The organism is Alteromonas sp. PRIM-21 (assembly GCF_027563165.1).
GTDB lineage: Bacteria > Pseudomonadota > Gammaproteobacteria > Enterobacterales > Alteromonadaceae > Alteromonas > Alteromonas macleodii_A.
Window position 1 is genome coordinate 630,433 of record NZ_JADOEK010000001.1, and the last position, 19,717, is coordinate 650,149.

At 44.4% G+C, this 19,717-nt stretch carries 15 protein-coding genes; 7 read left to right on the forward strand and 8 right to left on the reverse strand.

Annotated features, from left to right (window positions below; all coding sequences use genetic code 11):
* Window positions 1-238 precede the first annotated feature (238 nt).
* The 3 genes from IW644_RS02760 to IW644_RS02770 all read left to right on the forward strand — a co-directional run bounded on the left by IW644_RS02760 (window position 239) and on the right by IW644_RS02770 (window position 2,169).
* Window positions 239-883 (forward strand): TetR/AcrR family transcriptional regulator, encoded by a 645-nt coding sequence (locus IW644_RS02760; protein WP_179983025.1) that lies wholly within the window; start codon window positions 239-241, stop codon window positions 881-883.
* 1 nt (window position 884) lies between these two features.
* Window positions 885-1,814 (forward strand): allantoinase PuuE, encoded by a 930-nt coding sequence (gene puuE / locus IW644_RS02765; protein ID WP_269916308.1) that lies wholly within the window; start codon window positions 885-887, stop codon window positions 1,812-1,814.
* 97 nt (window positions 1,815-1,911) lie between these two features.
* Window positions 1,912-2,169, forward strand: coding sequence for a DUF3862 domain-containing protein (locus IW644_RS02770; protein ID WP_118489607.1), 258 nt, complete (start codon window positions 1,912-1,914; stop codon window positions 2,167-2,169).
* A gap of 111 nt (window positions 2,170-2,280) precedes the next feature.
* Here the strand turns inward: IW644_RS02770 and IW644_RS02775 are convergent, their stop codons facing one another.
* Entirely contained in the window at window positions 2,281-3,612 is a 1,332-nt protein-coding gene (locus IW644_RS02775) for an NCS2 family permease (protein WP_179983028.1), read from the reverse strand.
* 324 nt (window positions 3,613-3,936) lie between these two features.
* Here IW644_RS02775 and IW644_RS02780 point away from each other — a divergent pair, with 324 nt between their 5' ends.
* Window positions 3,937-4,938, forward strand: coding sequence for an adenosine deaminase (locus IW644_RS02780; RefSeq protein ID WP_269916309.1), 1,002 nt, complete (start codon window positions 3,937-3,939; stop codon window positions 4,936-4,938).
* Window positions 4,939-5,010: 72 nt separating this feature from the next.
* Here the strand turns inward: IW644_RS02780 and IW644_RS02785 are convergent, their stop codons facing one another.
* Window positions 5,011-5,373, reverse strand: coding sequence for an Hpt domain-containing protein (locus IW644_RS02785; RefSeq protein ID WP_269916310.1), 363 nt, complete (start codon window positions 5,371-5,373; stop codon window positions 5,011-5,013).
* 187 nt (window positions 5,374-5,560) lie between these two features.
* On the opposite strand from IW644_RS02785, the gene IW644_RS02790 reads away from it, so the two are divergent.
* From IW644_RS02790 to IW644_RS02800, 3 genes are all read left to right on the forward strand, one after another.
* Window positions 5,561-7,666: a two-component system response regulator gene (locus IW644_RS02790; protein ID WP_269916311.1), complete on the forward strand. Its 2,106-nt coding sequence runs from the start codon at window positions 5,561-5,563 to the stop codon at window positions 7,664-7,666.
* A gap of 203 nt (window positions 7,667-7,869) precedes the next feature.
* A complete protein-coding gene (locus IW644_RS02795) occupies window positions 7,870-8,790 on the forward strand; it encodes a diguanylate cyclase (protein WP_269916312.1) in 921 nt (306 codons plus the stop codon).
* A gap of 151 nt (window positions 8,791-8,941) precedes the next feature.
* Window positions 8,942-10,945 (forward strand): hybrid sensor histidine kinase/response regulator, encoded by a 2,004-nt coding sequence (locus IW644_RS02800; protein WP_269916313.1) that lies wholly within the window; start codon window positions 8,942-8,944, stop codon window positions 10,943-10,945.
* 131 nt (window positions 10,946-11,076) lie between these two features.
* Here IW644_RS02800 and IW644_RS02805 read toward each other — a convergent pair whose 3' ends face one another.
* The 6 genes from IW644_RS02805 to IW644_RS02830 all read right to left on the reverse strand — a co-directional run bounded on the left by IW644_RS02805 (window position 11,077) and on the right by IW644_RS02830 (window position 19,713).
* Window positions 11,077-12,243, reverse strand: a complete 1,167-nt coding sequence (locus IW644_RS02805) for a purine nucleoside permease (protein ID WP_269916314.1) — start codon at window positions 12,241-12,243, stop codon at window positions 11,077-11,079.
* Between the two features lie 129 nt (window positions 12,244-12,372).
* The gene (locus IW644_RS02810) at window positions 12,373-14,790 is read right to left on the reverse strand and encodes a TonB-dependent siderophore receptor (RefSeq protein ID WP_269916315.1); all 2,418 of its coding nucleotides are present in this window, start codon (window positions 14,788-14,790) and stop codon (window positions 12,373-12,375) included.
* 243 nt (window positions 14,791-15,033) lie between these two features.
* Entirely contained in the window at window positions 15,034-16,587 is a 1,554-nt protein-coding gene (locus tag IW644_RS02815) for a uracil-xanthine permease family protein (RefSeq protein ID WP_269916316.1), read from the reverse strand.
* Window positions 16,588-16,805: 218 nt separating this feature from the next.
* Window positions 16,806-17,171 carry an AraC family ligand binding domain-containing protein gene (locus IW644_RS02820; RefSeq protein ID WP_179983035.1) on the reverse strand — a complete coding sequence of 122 codons (366 nt, stop codon included), beginning with the start codon at window positions 17,169-17,171 and terminating at the stop codon, window positions 16,806-16,808.
* Between the two features lie 36 nt (window positions 17,172-17,207).
* Window positions 17,208-18,452 carry an allantoate amidohydrolase gene (locus tag IW644_RS02825; protein WP_269916317.1) on the reverse strand — a complete coding sequence of 415 codons (1,245 nt, stop codon included), beginning with the start codon at window positions 18,450-18,452 and terminating at the stop codon, window positions 17,208-17,210.
* Window positions 18,445-19,713, reverse strand: coding sequence for a pyridoxal-phosphate-dependent aminotransferase family protein (locus tag IW644_RS02830; RefSeq protein WP_269916318.1), 1,269 nt, complete (start codon window positions 19,711-19,713; stop codon window positions 18,445-18,447). The genes IW644_RS02825 and IW644_RS02830 overlap by 8 nt, the downstream gene beginning before the upstream one ends.
* Between the last annotated feature and the right edge of the window lie 4 nt (window positions 19,714-19,717).

The window sequence follows — 19,717 nt, forward strand, 5'->3', positions numbered from 1 at the left end:
GCAAAGCATCATTTTGTAAAAAGAATAAGGCAAGATTCGTGCTAGGTTTTAAGTTAAATGCACAATAAATACTTTCTGAATGGCTCATTTCATTAGTGAGGGGCGCAGATGGTGGGTAACTCTGAACTTTAAGAGCATAGCAACACCTTGGCAATAAATGCTAACCTATCGAAAAGGCATGCAGCATTTATCCTGCCTGTACGCTTGCAAAGTTGATTGCAAAGGAATTTAGATAATAATGATGAAGGTAAAAAGTGCTGACGCAGGTGTTGGCGCTATGAATAGAAGAAAAATACTCCAAGCCGCTGAAAAATGTTTTGCGCAGTTTGGTTTTAAAGGTACGGCAGTACAGAAGATTGCTGACGAAGCAGGGCTTCCAAAAACCAATGTTTTGTATTATTTCAAAACGAAACAAGAACTTTACGTAGCGGTATTAGAAGAAACGCTTTCATTATGGAATTCGCGTTTTGACAAAGCAACGGTAGAAGATGACCCCGCCGAAGTGCTTGCCAATTACATTGCAGAAAAAATGGAAGTGTCACGCACTCACCCGATGGCTTCAAAGATTTTTGCCATGGAAATTATTAACGGGGCGCAGAATTTAAGCGGATACTTCGATGAAGAGCACGCACTATGGATGAAAGGTCGTCTCGCGGTTATCGAAGCGTGGATAAATGCGGGTAAGCTGCCCCCCGTTGAAGGCGAATACTTGCTTTATACCATTTGGGCCAGCACCCAACACTATGCAGATTTTTCAGCGCAAATTACCCGACTACGGGGTAAGAAAATGACAAAAGCAGATTTTGAAGACGCCACAAAACAAGTGGTTAAGCTTGTGCTAGGCGGCTGCGGTCTTGCGGTACCCGAAAGTTTCGAGGTGTAGTATGACAGAATCTGTTTATCCTCGTGACCTTATTGGCTACGGTGAACATGTCCCCCATGCGAACTGGCCGAATAACGCTAAAATAGCCATTCAGTTCGTCTTGAACTACGAAGAGGGTGGCGAGAACTGTGTACTACATGGTGATGAAGCATCCGAAATATTCTTATCTGAGATTATCGGCGCGCAGGCTTACAAAAATCGCCACCTGAGTATGGAGTCAATTTACGAATATGGCAGTCGCGCAGGCTTTTGGCGTTTACATCGCTTACTCAATAAGTACGACATCCCCGTGACTGTATTTGGCGTTACCATGGCCATGCAGCGGCATCCTGACGCTGTTAAAGCCATGATGGATTCAGGCTGGGAAATAGCCAGCCACGCCATGCGCTGGGTGCACTATCAAGATATGAGTGAAGATGATGAGCGCAAACAAATCGATGAAGCGATTATTCTGCACGAGCAGTTAACGGGTAAGAAGCCAGTAGGATGGTACACAGGAAGAACGAGTCCTAATACGCTTAAACTAATAGCAGAGCGTGACGATATTTTATATTGTGCCGATTCTTACGCTGACGATTTGCCATATTACGACTGCCATTACAGCAAGCCGCTACTTATGGTGCCTTACACGTTAGACACGAACGATATGCGCTTTGCTACGCCGCAAGGTTTTAACAGTGGTGAACAGTTCTTTACCTATTTAAAAGACGCGTTTGACGTACTGTACGAGGAAGGGGAAGAGGCGCCTAAAATGCTTTCAATTGGTCTACACAATCGCATTATAGGTCGACCTGCAAGGCTTGCTGCGCTTAAGCGTTTTATCGAGTACGTGAAATCACATGACAAAGTGTGGTTAGCCACGCGAGAACAGATTGCGCGTCACTGGGTAGCCACTCATCCTAAAGACGGTAGTGACAAGGCACGTTCATAGCGTTTACAGTACGCCCATCGTAATAGACATAAAGTAAGGTGGAAGATAAGGGGGCCAATAGGTTGCTTTCACTTCTATTTGGATAAAGGATAACACCATGAAATCAAAATTAGCCATCATTGCTTTAGGTGCACTAGCACTGACCGCATGTTCAAAACTAACCAAAGAAAACTATGACAAGTTAGAGATGGGCATGTCTCAAGACGAAGTTGAAGCTATTTTAGGTTCCGCTGACAATTGCGGTAAAACAATGGGCACTATGGCGTGTACATGGGGCGCTGAAGACAGTAAACATGTGAAAATCGTGTTTATGGGTGATAAAGCAGTTACCTTCACATACGACGGTTTAAAGTAAACCAATAGCTTGTTCACATTGCTCAATAAAAAAGAAAGGTGGCATTTAAGCCACCTTTTTTGTATCTAACGCAAGTCGTTGCGCACAACATCACTCGCACGCACCGCTAGATTATTTTAAATCTAGTAAGTATCTAAGTAAGAAAACGATAGCTAATGCATAAGTAAGTGGGGTCACTTCCTTAAATTTACCGGTACCCACCTTAATACCCACATAGGTAATGAAACCAAGGGCAATGCCTTCACTAATACTGAAGGTAAGTGGCATAGCGATAAGTGCGACAGACGCAGTAGCCAAAGCCCCTAAGTCATCGAAATCTACATGTCGAATCGAATCCATCATTAAAATGCCTACCATTAGCAGTGCTGGGGTAGTGGCCATTAGCGGAATGACTTTCATTAACGGTGTGAGGAAAAGCGACAATAAAAAGCATACAGACACTACCACAGCGGTGAGGCCGGTTCTTCCTCCAGACGATACGCCAGTGGCGGACTCAACATAGCTTGTCACTGGCGATGTGCCTACCATTGCGCCAGCAATACTTGCAGATGCGTCGGCAGTCATAGCCGAGCCTATTTTAGGTAGCTTGCCTTCAGGGGTTAGTAAATTAGCCTTGCGAGATACGCCTATTAATGTACCTATAGTGTCGAACATGTTCACGAACATAAGCGCGAAAATAAGGTCCCATGTCTCGGCGATATGGTCGATAGGGTACCAGAAGTCCATTGCCATAAACGTGTTCGACATAGATTCAGGCATGCCTACAACAGCAGATGGTGTAGCAGTTAACGTACCGCTTTCGGTAGGGATAAAAGCACCGATTAAAGTAAGGGTAACAATTGAAATTAATATAGCGCCGGTAACGCGTTTAACCATAAGAACTATAGTAAAAATAATACCAACTAGAGCAAGCATGACTGCCGGCTCAGAAAGGTCACCTAGCTGAACAAAGGTCGCTGGATTATCAACAATAAGCCCTGCATTCTTAAGGCCGATAAAGGCAATAAATAAGCCTATACCGCACTGAACGCCTATCTTAAGGGAAGGCGGGATAGATTCAGCTATTTTGGTTCGCACGCCGGTAAGAGAAAGTATTAAAAAGAGAATACCGTTCCAAAACACAATGCCGAGAGCAGCTTCCCATGGAATCTCACGGCCAAGACAGATAGTGAAAGCAAAAAAAGCGTTTAAACCCATACCCGGCGCTAGTGCAATAGGGTAGTTGGTCATCAGGGCCATCATTAATGTGCCAATGCAGGCCGCGACTGCTGTCACTGTAATTAGACCTTCCACCGGCATACCGCTAAGACCCAAAATACCTGGGTTTACCACAAGGATATAAGACATAGCCGCAAACGTAGTAAGACCTGCAATGATCTCAGTTCTTACCGTTGTACCGTGCTCCTGCAGCTTAAATAGCCGTTCAATAACGTTGTTGGACATCTAGAGTTCTCTGTTTGTGTTTTATGTAGTGTTTTGTGCGTTTGAAAGCAATAAACTGACCAATTAGTCAACTTGTTGGTGTGTTTTGTGCTAACTTACATTTCAGTACAATGATTAAATAACAATCATTGCGTGACTCAAGGTCACTAGCTAGGCAGCACAAAGCCAGCCAAACGGTTAGTAAACAACATAGATGATGTTATAAAAACCGCAAACAAAAACCTAAATGAGCAATAGAACTCGTTTACAGATAGCATTAAAGATAAACTATTACGCACCAATTAAATGCTATTGCATTATTATGGTGCAAATAAGTGAGGGGCCATGTCGCTGTCATCAATAATTAAAAACATACCAAAGGCCGAACTGCATCTGCATATAGAAGGTAGCTTAACGCCTGAACTAATGTGGCGCCTAGCTGAAAAGCACAGTGTATCACTTCCTTACGCAAGCGTGGAAGAGATTGAAGCCGCTTATAATTTCAAAGATTTACAAAGCTTTCTTGACCTCTATTACGCTGGGGCAGGAGTATTAAGAGATGAAGATGATTTCTTTACGCTGATGTGGGAATACTTATCTCGGTGCGCTGAAGAAAATATCGTTCATACAGAAATCATGTTTGACCCTCAAACCCATACTGAGCGGGGTATAGGTTTTGATGTGTTTATGCCTGGCTTTTTACGTGCTATACAAAAAGCAGAAAGCGAATTTGGCATCAGTAGCTACCTAATCATGTCTTTCCTAAGACATTTGCCGGAAAGCGAAGCTTTCGAAACACTAGATGCAGCGAAACCTTACTATCAGCATATCACGGCGGTGGGCCTCGATAGTTCTGAACTTGGTCACCCCCCGTCTAAATTCGAGCGGGTTTTCAAAAAAGCGAAGTCTTTAGGCTTTAAGATTGTTGCTCATGCAGGGGAAGAAGGGCCGGCATCTTATATTTGGGAAGCGATTGAATTACTTGACGTAGACCGCATTGATCATGGCGTACGCTGCCAGGAAGATCAGGCGCTAATGGCACTTCTAAAAGAAAAGCAAATACCGCTTACCGTATGCCCACTAAGTAATTTAAAGCTATGCGTAATTGATGATATGAAAGAGCACAATATCGTGCAGCTGTTAGATGCTGGCTTATTAGTAACGGTTAATTCTGACGATCCCACCTATTTTGGTGGTTTTTTGAATGAAAACTTTGAAGCGCTTCATACGTCGCTAAACATAGATGAGGATACGATTCGCATGCTGGCCGCAAACAGTTTTAAGGCAAGTTTCTTACCAGAAGAAAAGAAAAACGCACTTATCAAACAAGTAACTGGGGCTATGTAAGCGACCTGCAAAAGCAAGACTTAAAAACTAGCGCGAGCTTATCAATGGAAGTCTCAATAAGCTCGCTTCGCCTTAAGGTTGCATAACAATGAGCGTTTGCTCAATTAAGCTTTTTAGTTCTTCTATGTCTGAAGCTATTTCTGTTAAATCACCTTGTTTGGCTTTATTTTCAATAGATGACGCTTTTTCTCGAATAGCATCAGCCCCTACATCCCCTGATACACCCTTCATCGCATGACTTGAAAATTTAACTGCATCCACGTCTAACTCAGTTGCGGCTTTTTGTAAGGCTTCTTGTTTCTGTGTTATTTGAGCTAAAAACATTTCCACAATGCGGTTTAGTAACCCTTCGTTACCCCCAAGCCTGCTTAGAGCAGCATCTTTATTCCATAATTGTTCTTTTGGAAGCGCCTTATGCGTATGTAACGTATCCATTCTTATCACCAAGCAATTAGTACAGGGTTTAATAGTATGTTAATTGTGCGTCACCTAAAGTATTGCAGTCAATGAGTTATCATTTTTGATGCGCTTTTAGTATCTGAATTAGACTAAAGGTTAATGTTTTTTTGCGTATGTCGGACGATACTACATAAGGAGTTTATAATGTAGTGTGGTATTTCTCATGGAATATGAGACACAGAAAGTAGTCATCATTGACGATGAACCAACAACCCTGACGTTATTGCGAAATGCCGTAGCGTCTCTAGCAGAAGTGGTTACGGTCTCACAAAGCGCGACAGCATTCTCTGTCATACAGTCACATCAGCCTGACTTGATAGTCTTAGATATAAGCATGCCTGAGCTCTCTGGCTTTGATGTGTGTAAGCAACTCAAAGCATGTTCAAGTACCGCTTCAATTCCTGTTATCTTCGTTACCTCTCATAGCGACGCTGAAAACGAACACAACGCCTTGTCGCTCGGTGCGATAGACTTTATCTCAAAGCCTATCGATATAGAAATGTGTCGAATGAGGGTCAGGAACCATCTCACGCTTCAATCTCAAAAAGACTTATTGAAGAAAGTTAACCAAGAGCTCGAGGCGGAAAAAAAACAACTAGCCATAACATTGAAATCCATAGCTGATGGTGTAATTTCAATTAACGCTGCGGGTGATATCACATTCATAAACCCCGTGGCACAAAGGCTTACCGGATACAGTGTGCAGGATGCTTTAGGCAAGCCTATTGATGAAGTAATGAATCTGCGCGATGCATCAAGCCGTGAACCACTGTTAAACCCCGCTCTTTACGCGCTAGAGGTGAAACGCCCTGTGGCAATGTCGTATAACGCAACCCTTGTCAGTAAGCACAAGCAAATTTTTAGGGTTGAAGATACGGCATCTCCAATTGTGGACGATGAAGGTAATATTAATGGGGCTGTTATGGTTTTTCAGGATGTCTCTGAAGCCGTAGAAATGGCGGTGAAGATGACGCATTTAACCAACCATGATCAGCTTACAGGTTTGCCTAACCGTGTGTTACTTCACGACCGCATCGTCCAGGCTATAGCGCGAAGTTTTACTAGTAAGCAAAGCATCGCGCTACTGCTAATAGACATCGATAACTTTAAATACCTCAACGATAGCCTAGGGCATCAGGTCGGTGATTTTGTCATATCGACGGTAGCAAAGCGTCTTGCAGACACGCTAGGGCACAGCGCGACCCTGGCACGTGTAGGCGGTGACGAGTTTGCTTGTCTTTTATCAGATATAGGCTCTGGATTTAGTGCAGATAGTATTGCCATGGCTTGTCTGCAGGCAGGTAGAGTACCTATAGAGATAGATGGAAAGTCTCATAGGTTGAGCCTAAGCATAGGAATAAGCCTGTACCCACAGGATGCAGTGAACGCAGAGGAAATGATGCGCCATGCTGATTCCGCAATGTATCGGTCGAAATCAAAAGGCAAAGACACGTTCAGCTTTTTCTCAAAAGACTTACAACATGCTATGCATCATAGGGTCGAAATGGAGATTAAGCTTAGACAGGCAATTGAAAACAACAGTTTAGCGATCTATCTTCAGCCAAAATACGACTTTAATAGCGGCGAAGTATTCAGCGCTGAAAGTTTAGTTAGAATGTTCGATGAAAACGGCAATGTAATAGGACCTGACGAATTCATTCCCCTCGCCGAAGAAACCGGACTTATACACCAGCTCGGTAAACAGGTGCTTCGGAAAAGTTGTGAGTTCATTGCTCGTTGTAATGAACGAGGCAAGCACTTTAAAGTAGCGGTGAACGTGGCTGCCAAACAGCTAGCAAACCCCGGGTTTGCGGATGAAGTTGCAGAAATCATTCACGCAACGGGCATTGAAGCCAGTTCAATAGAGCTTGAAGTGACAGAGTCGGCGCTAATGCACGATTTTGAGCAAACACGTGATATCCTCAACAAGTTGACGTCGCTAGGTGTCACTTTAGCTCTTGATGATTTCGGAACGGGTTATTCAAGTTTATCTTATCTACGTCAATTTCCTCTGAACGTGCTAAAAATAGACCGGTCCTTTGTTATTGATATGGATAAGGAGCAGCAAGCTCACGATATTGTCACCGCTATCGTACATTTAGCTTTAAGCTTGGAGCTGACTATCGTAGCAGAGGGCATAGAAACCCAATCACACTTTAATGAGTTAAAAGCGCTAGGCTGTCATCAGGGGCAAGGCTATTTTATGTGTCGTCCCATAGCCATTGACGATTTTTTTGCGCAATTTATTGGTAATGAAGAAGTCGCCTGATTGAAGGCGGCTATCTTATTTATTTCCATTCATCGCTTGTTAGGTGTTTTTCCTAATACCTATAGCGTATCTAAAGTTAACCTTTTCAATATACATCTTCCTTTTAGGTGTTAGACTGTATAGCAACGCTATAATTATTAAAAAAGCCATATATTACAATGCTAGAGCGCTTGTTCCGCTAGCAGTTCGCATTAGAAAAAACAATGGACAGAAAAGAAATTAAACCCTACTCACAGTGCAATGTACTTATTGTCGACGATGAGCCAATGAGTCGAATGCTATTACAGTCGATACTTGAAGCAGAGTTTCATTGCACAACGGTCGAATCTGGCAGCGCTGCTATTTCCTACTGTGCCGAATCGCTACCCGATCTGGTTTTACTTGACATGAATATGCCTGATATAGGTGGTCTTGAGGTGTGTGCAACACTAAAAGCGACTCCAGAAACCAAAGATATTCCAGTTATATTCGTCACATCTACCATGGATATTGAGAGTGAAAACGCGTGCTGGGAAGTAGGTGCATCTGACTTTGTGATGAAACCAGTAAACGCGTCAACGCTAACTCACCGAGTGAAAACACATCTTCAAAACAAGCTGCGTACCGAGTTCCTTGAAATGATGACATTTCACGACCAGCTTACTGGACTTTACAATAGAATGTACCTGACCAAGGAAATTCCTTTATTGGTAAAGCAGGTAGCCAGAGACAAGGGGTCGGTAGGGGCAATAATGATCGATATCGATTATTTCAAACTCTTTAACGATACCTATGGACACCTTGAAGGTGACTTGTGTCTTCAAAAAGTGGCGAAAATAGTCTCTGATACCGTGAAAAGACCTAAAGATGCTGTGATACGCTTCGGCGGTGAAGAGTTTTTAGTTATTCTTCCTTATAACGACTATAAAGGTACTAAGCTTGTGGCAAACCAGTTAGTAACTGCTGTGGCCGAAGCGAAAATACCCCACGGCAAAGGCATTCAAAATCGGGTTTCTATCAGCGCAGGTTTTGCGGTTTGGAAAGCAACGGAAGTTGTTCAAGACAACATTGCAGCCTTAATTGAAGACGCTGATGTCTCGTTATTTGAAGCTAAAGAATTAGGCCGAAATCAAGCAAAAGGTTAAATATAGGTAAGGCCGTAAACTATCCTATTGTTTAATGTCGCAAGTCTTGCTTGCACGCTATCATCAAATGTAATGACGTACTATTCCCAAAATTTTTGATAGCAGCGGATAGTACCACTCTGGTACACGTTTGAGGCTTAGGTAAAGAGCAATGGTTTATTTCGACGAGCAATCGAGTTTGAATGTGAAGCTGGAAGAGCAGCTAAAAGCATCGCTAACTCAGTTACTACAGCGTGGTTGTGACTCGCTTGGGATTTTCCAAGCGCTGCTATTGCACCTCGAAGAGGATACCGTCAACATCCTAGTCAAAGCCTCATCTGCTTACCCTCCCAGTTTTAAATCTATACCTTCGTTCGCAAACTGCACGCCAGTGGACAATTGTTTTCCCGTAAGCAGTGCTAAGTGTTCTCTAGCATTTAAGCAGTGGTTTACCACCTATTTCAGCGCGGAAAAATACATTAGGGGCCAGGTTCAAAAGCTCGATGGCGGATACGTCTGTTTAGTGTTCATCAATGCATGCCCAGACCAGCCAAGTAACTTGGATAAAGTGGCGTTGCTCGACGAGTGGTTGTCCGTTACTTTGAACAAGTTTCATATAGAAAAAGCTGAATCAACGCAAAACACGCTGTATGAAAAACTACAAAACGTAGCGAATGTTGGTACGTGGGAAGTCGACCTTATTACCAACGAGTTAACCTGGTCATCCCAAACTCGTTTAATACACGAGGTGGACGATAGCTACATGCCTACGCTAGATACGGCAATCAGCTTCTATAAAGAAGGGTTTGATAGAAATGAAATAAGCCGTATTGTTTCTCACACTATCGAGACCGGTGAGCCATGGAGCGCAACCCTCGAACTTATCACTGCAAAAGGTAATTCGGTGTGGATAGAAACCCACGGTATGGCAGAGATGAAGCATGGGAAGTGCATTCGCTTGTTTGGAACGTGTCAAAATGTGAATAAATCGGTTCAACTCAGGTTAGAGTTGGATGCGCGACGCAAAGAGGCAGAAGCCGCCTCGAAAGAGCGCGGTATGTTGCTATCTAGAATCAGCCACGAGCTAAAAACGCCCTTGAACGGCATCACCGGCATGCTTCAAGCTATAAAGTTTGAAACGAAAGACAACGTAAGAATTAGAAAAGCTGACATTGCGCTACACAGCGCCGATCGTTTGTTATCGCTTATAAACGATGTGCTTGATTATACATCAATTATCAACGGGGAATTTAGCCTAAAACACAGCGATTTTTGCGTTCGCTCCTTGTGCGAAGACATTGTCGATGTGTTTAAAACTAAATGTGCTGAAAAAGGCGTGCGGCTTTACGCTGTGCTGTCTTTTGACGAAAAGACCTATGTACATGGCGATGCCGCAAGAATAAGTCAGGTAATAACTAACTTGTTGTCGAATGCCGTAAAGTTCACTGCTAAAGGCTATATTTCAGTGCAGGTTACGCTAAAACATCAAGGTGAGGTTCCCATTCTACTTGCTTCAGTTGAAGACACTGGCGTAGGCATGAGCGATGATATTTTGTCACGGATTTTCAGGCCGTTTCAGAATGATACCGGCAGCGCGTCAGAAGAGCTAAACGGCAACGGGTTAGGTTTATCTATAGTAAACCAACTCGTTGACAAAATGGGCGGTGAGCTTGAAGCGCGCTCAAGTGTGGGTAAGGGAACCTGTTTTGACGTGGCTATACCCATTGAAATGGCGTCATTAAATGAAAAAGCCACTGGCGATGTGGAATTGTCCTCTGAGCTTTTAAGTGTACCTTTAAACATATTAGTAGTGGACGATAACGACATAAATCGCCTGGTTTTAGGTTCTATGCTAGAAAAGTTTAATTACCTACCCGATGAAGCGGAAAACGGAGAAGTCGCAGTACAAATGGCAAGAGCCAAAAAGTACGATATCATTTTTATGGACTGTGCTATGCCGGTATTAGATGGCGTAAGTGCAACGAAAATAATACTTCAAGAAAACCTAATGCCTAAGCACGGCCGAATTATTGCGGTTACCGCTAACACGACAGCCGAAGATAAAGCTAGCTGCAGCGACGCGGGAATGCAGGACTTTCTGGCAAAGCCCGTTGTGCAAAATGATGTAACGTTACAGCTTAAGATAGCGCTAGATGCAAAATCAGTAGCAGCTTAAGGGCTTTGCACCTTAATTAAAGTGCAAAGCCCAGTGTTTATTAAAGTTACAAATATCGCTAACAATACATGCGGCGACAGTATTGGGTAACTTTGGCTGTGAAGCGCAAAATGATGACTGTTGTTTTTCTATCATTTAACGCTAGGGGGGGTATCTTTTACTGAATCCCAATTCTCAGTGATATAGTCGACAACACGGGATCCCACGTTATACGCGGCTTCAATAGCGGCATTCATTGCTGCATAACCTTCCCCCGAGCTTTCAAGTTTCAAATTTTCTGATGCACTTAGCGACGGTGGCTGCATAGTGAAATTACTCGCGGTTCTTAAAATCATTATGCGTTTTTTATCTACCAAACCGGCATTATCTAAATAAGACAAACTTTGAAGCGTAGCCGAGTCTTCCATGCCCGATGTCACGAAGTTGCCCTTGTTTTTGGTCCAATATGCTACCCAATCATTCGCCCATGTATTTAGTTTCTCTCCATGCCAGAAAGTAGACGCAGATAGATGGGCGCCCATAGACACATTGGGAAGTCCCCTTGCATTAGGTGAGTGAGTGTATTTTGCCCGTAACGCATCCATTGCATCGTTATTTGAAAGTTTGGTGTCTTTGGTCAGTGAATAGGCCCATTTTGCCAAAGGAAGGTTAAGCGGGTAAACCTCGCCGTTCGGGCTATTATTCACATCCACTGATTCGGCATTGTCATAAGGTGCGTGGGTGAAAAGGGGAAAGTAACCTGTACTCCACGCCGAAGGAATTTCTCTTGCGTCAATGTGATGTGCTAGGTCACCATCTACAACATAATCGGTCCAAATAGCGCTGCCAATAGTGTTATCGGCGGGGTCGACGCCTGCAATACCAGCTACCAGCCAGTAGGCCTTTGACAAATCAAAGCGAGGGTCGAGCCCTAGAGCCATTATTGCCGCAGAAGCACGCGCAATGCCCATGCCAGTCACAATGCCAATAACGCCCGTTTCTGGGTTTGCGTAAATGTCGTGAAAGCCGTGGGGCAGAGGGTATTTCGTTGTGAGTTTTTGACGGGCTTTCCACAACTGAAATTCGCCGGGTGCGTCACCCTCGTCATCACCAATTTCAAACATACTCACCACTACAACCTTCACTTCCATAGGTGGTTCTTCTTCACTAGCGTATGCATTGACTGAGAGTGTGCTTATCACAACGCCTTTAAACACTGCTAGTGCAAATGATTTGCTTAAAGCAGAATTACTGCGGTGTTTAGCAATATGGAAAAGCGCGCGTTGTGCAAAATGTCGAATGAATAGGGCTAAAGACATAAAATACTCCTAAAAAAAAGAGCCCAGGGTTAGAAAACTGAGCTCTTAATTTAACGTGATTTAGTAAATGATGCAGTTAACCTTCCACGTTTGATGGAAAGCGTGACATCATTCACAGGCTAAGCATACTTAGAATGAGTAAGTAACTTTAGCATTAAAGTGACGCGGTAGTTCAGGAAGAACGATTTGGCTACCGAATAGATCAGGGAAGTTAGAACGGAAATAACGTTCATCAGTTAGGTTTTTAACGGTTAAGTTAAATGACCAGTCTTCAGCCTGATAAGATAAGCCAGCATTCACTAGCGTGTAAGCCGGTAGCGTTACAGCAGCAGAGAAACCTGATGCTACTTCTTCAACATCTACCACGCTTACGTTAGCCGCATAACCATTTTGGAAATCGTAAGTCGCAGTTAGCGTATAGATGTTTTCAGGGATACCTGCTTTACGTCCATCTGTATTATTAAAGCCTTCACCGATAAGGTTAAGACCAATCACGTTACCACCGAAGATTAATGAAGGATCTTCAAGGTTCACTAAGTCTTCAGCACCCAAGAAACCAAACTGGTTACCATTTTCAAGCGCTGTAAGGTTAATTACCTTAATGTTGGTGTAACCTGCAGATACAACAAGGTTGTCGTTTACTACCCAACGAAGTTCAAACTCAGTACCTTTGTTGTTGGTGGTATTATTAGTTACCGTGTTTTGCGCGTTAAAATCGGTACGCTCTTGCTCAAACGATGAAAGTGCAAAATACAGTGTATCTTCTAACAAAGAACCTTTAATACCAAACTCAAGAAGTTCAGAGGTATCGAATGCGCTGCCGTCGCCTAGTTGGCTAACGCCAATCTCCGCACCTTGACCTGCTACAAGTGTGGCTTGTTCTGCCGCAGTTACGTAAGGAATAAGGCCAAATTCGAATTCGTATGAAAGGCTGGCGTTCCAAGACCACCCGTCTACCGTTTCTTCAGCATACTCTGGTGTTTCATCGCCTGTTGCACCTAACAGAAGGTCGGTACGTGAAGTACTTTCAATATCAATAGTGTCGTAACGCAAGCCTAACACTAGGTTTAAGCCCCAATCCCAAGTTAAGTCTGTCATTGCAGCAATACCTAGGTCTAGGTAGTTACCCACGTCATAGTTATCGTAGTTTTTACCTGAGCGGGTAGACAATAAACGACGATCCAGTGCTGATGATGGCATGGTTAGGTCGCGACGGTTGAAATATTCAAACGTGAAATCATCGCCGTGTTCGAAGTCGGTATAACGAACAGATGGCGAGAATTGAAACTGTGCAAGCAGGCCATCGTTTTCATATTCGGTAGCGAAAATTAGCTTGTCTTCAACAACCCAGCTGTCGTGGAACTGTGAGAAACCGTAGGCATTTTCATTGATGTTGTCGTATGCATCATAGAAAAGTTGGTTGCGGATTTCCCAGTTATCTGTGTAGTAAATCGTGTCGAAATACAGTGTAATAGCTTCGTTGCCAAGCTGATCATCAGGCGCTACCAGTACTTGGTTTCCACTAAGCGTTGTGGTTCCAACGTTTTCTAGTTGCATTAACGCTGTGGCTTCATCATCCGTAAAGCTAGACGCTGGAACATAGAAGAAGCTCTCGCCGGCAATGTTTACCGCAGCGTATTCTTCGTGGCTAATTTGGCCGTCGCCATCAGTGTCTAGAGGCTGTGCTGTACCTGTAATATAAGTACCGTCGTCAACTAGCTCTTGGGTGAGACGGTTCCAACCAGCAACTTGGTTGCCGTCATAGTCGTGGTACATACCACCGAATTCGAAGCGAAGGTTGTCGGTAATATCAATGTTAAATGATGCTTGTAATACCGTTTGGTCAGTTTGCGTATTGTCGTAATAGCTGTCTGAATTTTCTAGCTCGCCGTATATGTAGTAACCCATCTCTTTGCCAGCGACGCTAGTCGGGCCGCCAACTTCTGCGGTTAAGATGCTTTTATCCCAAGAACCAGTGGTGTAAGACAATGCACCCGTTGGGGCATCTAGATACTGGCCGCCAGAAGCGCGTGCAGATTTAGGGTTAAAGTTTAGATAACCACCAATTTTAGATGGGCCATAAATAGGTGATGCAGGACCACGTACAATGTCGATACGGCTTGAAGCACCGATAGGTGTAGGGTAGTTACCCGGGTTATCTAAGCGCTTAACGCCACGGAAGTATGTTTCACCTGGCGTACCACGTACGTCAAGTGAGCCTGCAACACCAAAGAAAGACTGGGTGAACGTACCTGGCGCAAATGCTACTAATTCATCAATATCAGAAACGTTAAAACGCTCCATTTGCTCTTGAGAAATAGTGGATGCTGAGCGCGGTGTTTCAAGAATAGATTTACCAAAGCCAAATACCGACTCGACGTCTTGACCGGGCAAGCTGCCTAGTGACCCAGTTACCTGAATCTTTTCGACATCTTTTTCTTGTACCTCTGTCTCTTCTTGTGCAAATGCTTGAGATGACAATGCTACCGCCGTTGTCATCGCTAAGGCTTTTGCTAGAGGAGATAATGCGAATGTAGTGTTTTTCATGGTTTCCTCATTATTTTTAGTTGCCCTTTTTTAGGGCTTTATCAACGCACTATTTCTATTGCGCCTTGCTGTATGCAAGAGGTTTAGCAGGATGAGTGCCAACTTCCTAACCAGTTGGTCAACTTTTAATCTGCTCTTAAGTTGCTGAATTATATGGATTTAAAAATATAATGTTGTTCTTATGTTGTTATTATTGTGTTAACGAATAAGGTTTTTCTTATTTTTGCACCTTCGCAGTGATTTCTACCGTGGTTTTGCACTATAAAGAGCAGGGCGCAGCACTTGGCGCTGCTTTATACCTAATATCGCTTTATGGGGTGAAGTTGCTGAGTTGCTGCGATTCTCTTTAGTACGCTTTCTTACCTCAGGGGAAGCGGTTTTGACCGAGTCGTCCAAAGCTTCACTCGCATTACTTTCTGTAAGTTGATTGACGGTGGTTGCCAAAGCTTCTGACTTATCACTAGCGCCTTTTTTCCCGGGTAACGTTAAATCTAAAATAACCGCTGTAAGTCCTGCTGACGTAACAGGGGAAAGAAGAATATTTTCAAGCCAGTTAGGTAGTTCGGCCAAGGCTTCGGGTACCATCATTACCCCAATTGCCATACCAAGGGCACAAGCCGTAACCAAACTGCTGCGTCTATCCAACGCATAGCTGGCAAGAAGTTTAAGGCCGCCTACTGCAACCATGGCAAACATCACTAATGTTGCGCCGCCTAAAACAGGCTTAGGGATAGCCTGCAGCACACCACCAACAATTGGAAAGCAGCCAATAAGAACAAACAGAGCAGCAACAAAGAAGCCCACTTTGCGACTTGCGATACCAGTTAGCTGAATAACTCCATTATTTTGACCAAAGGTAGTGTTCGGAAACGTATTAAACATACCGGCCAGTAGCGAATTTACGCCGTCGCCTAAAATACCGCCCTTTACTCGGGCTAAGTAAACCGGGCCGCTTACGGGTTGCTTACAGAAAAGGCTATTGGCCGTTAGATCGCCCGCTGTTTCTATAGCGCTGAATAAGTAAATTAGCGCAATAGGTAAAAACAAATTGATATCAAATGAGATGCCAAATGCAAACGGCGTAGGAATAGCGACAATAGATAAAGAGGCAAGGCCGCTAAAATCAAGACCTTTTGTAAACCCAACATAAGTTGCACCAATGGCCATGCCAATAAAAATAGCACTCAAGCGTAGCCAATGATTGTGAGATGCGTTTAAAAATACAATAACAAGCAACACGCCAAGACCTACCGCTAGGTTGTCAGTACTCGCAAAGTCCGCAGCATGAAAACCGCCTGCAAGGTCGGTCATGCCCACGTTAATTAAACTAAGCCCTATGGCCGTGATCACAATGCCAGTAGTTAAAGGGGTAATGATGCGTTTAAGTTTATCTACAAATAGACTGAACACTACCTCAACAAGCGCACCTGCCATGGTGAGGCCAAACAACAGTGCTAAGATATCTTCGGGCGTACCGCCATTTGCTTTAACTTGGTTTCCCGCCAGAATTAGCGCGCTAATAAACGCAAAGCTGGTACCTTGAATGGCTACCAACCCGCTACCTACCGGCCCAATACGCTTTGTTTGTATTGCAGTACCTAGGCCACTAACAAACAGTGCCATGCTGATAAGGTAAGGTGTATATTCGGTAAGACCTAGTGTTGATGTGACAATGAGTGTTGGTGTAATAACGCCAACAAAGCTGGCTAATAAGTGCTGGAACGCCGCGGTAAGAGAAGGAAGAAATGCCGGGCTATCGTGAAGGTCGTAAAGTAATTCGCTGTGATTTGAAGACATGAGCAATATTTCTTAATAACAGTTGCTCAATGACTGCAAGATATTGACCAATTGGTCTGCTAGTGATGGCTGTTGTATCACACTGTTTTTAATAGTTAATTTTTGATTCTTATATCTTGATGGATAAGAGTGATGAATGGATAAGCCCCAATTTGGTGCTTAAACAAAAAAATGCGCTAAATTAGCGCATTTTTTCATGAAAGATTTGAAGGTTTAATTTAAAGCGTAACACCTTCATCTAGCGTGACAAAAATTGAGTGACGTACTTCATTGTACATCGCGCGAGAGCAGTGACCTTCACCCTCGGTATCTTCTAACAGCAGTACATCGCCCGCACCAAATACATGGCGCTCTCCGTTTGATACTGTAAATTCGGCACGACCTTTTATAATGAAAAGAAGTTGTCGTGCAGGGGCAGGGTGCCATTTGAAGTCATAGTCGGCAGGTGTCTCGCGAAAGATAATTTTATCTGCACCAAATTTCTCTGAAAGCATACCGATAGGACCGCCGTCTTTTAGCGCTATTTCGACCTCGCCAAAGTGGCTTTTGCCCGCTTCATCGTTGTAAATCCTTGTTATTTTCATTATCGACCCTTGTTTAAGACTGTACTGATTTGAACATTACGCGTGCTTGAGTTTGCTTATGGTTTTATAAAGCACCGACAAACTGGCAGCCACATCCTCATGGGTAATAGACTCAGCTGGGTGATGGCTTATGCCACCCTTACAGCGTGTGAATAGCATGGCTACAGGGCAAATATCTGCTATAGCCATGGCATCATGACCCGCTCCTGAAGCAAGAATTCGTGGTGCTATACCGCTTTCTTGAACACCGCGAACAAGTGCTTGCTTTAACTGACTATCGCAATGTACCGCAGGCGCACTATGGGTTTGCTCGCGGGTGAGAGTTAACTGCCTAGCCTGCGCAATGTCATCAAATTTTTGCAATATTTCTGCCAATACTGAATCGCGTAAATCATCATCCTCGCTTCTAATATCAAGGGAGAATCGCGTGCGCCCAGATATTACGTTTACGCCGTTCGGCGCATTCTCAATTTTACCTACGGTGGCCACAACCCCCGGGCGTTGTAGGCTTATGCTTTCTACCGCTAGTAACATTTCTGCACTTGCGCATAGGGCGTCACGACGCATAGACATAGGCACAGTACCGGCGTGTCCAGCCATTCCTTCTACGGTAAAGTTAAAACGCTTGGCACCTGCAATAGCACTTACGACACCTACAGGCAGGTTTTCTTGCTCTAAAACAGGGCCTTGTTCAATATGAAGCTCTAAATAGCCCAGAATATCAGTGGGGGAAATAGCCGCGCTGTTAACCGCATCGAAACTAAGCCCAAAGTTAGCCATGGCTTGCTCTAGGCTTACACCGTTTTCATCTTTTAAGTGACGCCACTGCTCTTGCCATTTGCCAGTTAGCGCCCGGCTGCCTAATAGCGTGGTGCCAAAACGCGTGCCTTCTTCATCACAAAAGCCTACAATATCTATGTGGAACGGGAACTTAGTTTGTGTGCCGTCAAACATAGCAACCATTGAGATAGCAGCAACTACGCCCAGCATTCCGTCGTACTTTCCGCCGTTAGGAACGGTGTCGAGATGACTTCCTAGAATTAATCGCGGTGCATTGGGCACACTGGAGGTATAGCGTCCCCAAATGTTGCCAACGGCATCTTGCCAAGTGGTCATGCCCGCCTCAATCATCCAGCCAGACGCCAGTTGGTTGGCAAGCTTGTGCTGCTCGGTTAAATAGCGTCTGTCTAGGCAAGTGGGGTCTTGGCTTAAGGTGCCTAGCGTTTCGCACCTTGCCATAACCTGGGTCGCTAGTTCAGTAAATTCTACGAATTCACCCATTCGCAACTCCCGTTGCTTTAGCCTCAGCATAAACGCTAAGTGCAGCGTCTACCCCTTTACCCGCAGGTAGCGCAAACCCTTGCATGCGAAGTACGGTTTCAAGCGACTGGAGTGTATGCAGTACGGCATCTTCTCTGGCGTTGTACCCCATTGTACCAATGCGCCAAATCTTACCTTTTAAAGGCCCAAAGCTGGTGCCAATTTCGATATTAAAGCGCAGCAGTAGGGTTTCGCGTACTTCTTCACCGTGAACACCGTCGGGAATATGAACACCAACCACGTTGTACATTTTGTGCTTAAGGTCGCCAAATGGTTTAAGCCCCATAGCTTGTATACCGGCAAGCATGGCGTCACCAGCCACTTTATGACGTGCAATAACGTTTTGATGACCTTCCTCTAAATGCACACGTGCACATTCCCGAGCGCAATAAAGCATAGTGGCCGCTTCGGTATGGTGGTTTAAGCGCTCTTCGCCCCAATAATCCATGATCATAGGTAAATCGAAGTAGTTAGAGCGAATTTTAGGGCCGCGCGCCGCCTCGTGATGGGCATCGCGAATACCGGCTTCAACGTGATGACGAGTACGTACGGTTTTAACAAACTTGTCGCTAAGAGTGATAGGCGCACTGCCCGACGGACCACCCAAACACTTTTGAAGGCCAACCGATACTGCGTCTAATTTCCATGCATCAACATCCAGTGGGTTTCCACCTACTGACGCGGTTGCATCGCAGTAAAACAAGACGTCATTCGCCTCACAAATGGCGCCAATATGCTCAAGCGGTTGAAGCATAGTGGTAGAGGTATCGCCTTGTACTATGGCAAGCAGCTTGGGCTTCACCTCTTTTATAGCCGCTTCTATTTGCTCAGGCGTAAATACTTCACCCCAAGGCACTTCAATGGTGTGTACTTTAGCGTCGGCACGCTCTGCAATTTCAGCAAGTAAATGGCCGAAGCGCCCGAAGATAGGCACAAGGACTTTGTCGCCTGGCTCTATTGCCGATACCAAAACCGCTTCGATACCCGCGCGCGACGTACCGTCGACCAAAAAGGTTTGCTGGTTTTGGGTATTAAACACATCGCGATAAAGCTGCATTGTCTCATTCATATAGCCTGTCATTACCGGGTCGTACTGGCCCACTAATTGAGTAGACATCGCGCTTAACACACGTGGATAGCAGTTAATAGGGCCAGGGCCCATTAACAAACGAGGTGGAGGATTAAGTGGTGCGAAAGTTCCTGTAGACGCTTCTTTAGACATGTGG